The sequence below is a fragment of the Psychromonas aquatilis genome, from assembly GCF_038155185.1.
Classification (GTDB): domain Bacteria; phylum Pseudomonadota; class Gammaproteobacteria; order Enterobacterales; family Psychromonadaceae; genus Psychromonas; species Psychromonas aquatilis.
This window is the reverse complement of sequence record NZ_JBAKAZ010000295.1, coordinates 1-226: the sequence shown is the minus strand read 5'-3', so window position 1 is coordinate 226 and position 226 is coordinate 1. Positions and strand designations below refer to the sequence as shown.

The window sequence follows — 226 nt, the reverse complement described above, 5'->3', positions numbered from 1 at the left end:
ATTGCAACAAGCAACAGCAGGCTTAGATGCGGTACAAACTCCATGGCTTAGTGGTTACCTTGCTGGCGTAAGCCAAGGTCCAGTAACAGCAGCGGCTACTACACAAAGTGCAGGACAAACCTTAACTATCCTTTACGCGTCTCAAACGGGTAATGCGAAAGGCGAAGCGAGTCAACTAGCTGAAACCGCAAACGCCGCGGGCCTTAAAGTAGTCCTTAGAACAACT

Annotated in this window: 1 pseudogene; it reads left to right on the top strand. The window is 49.6% G+C overall.

The annotated features are described in order from the left end of the window. A pseudogene (locus V6256_RS15625) lies at positions 1–226 on the top strand (sulfite reductase [NADPH] flavoprotein alpha-component); the annotation flags it as partial.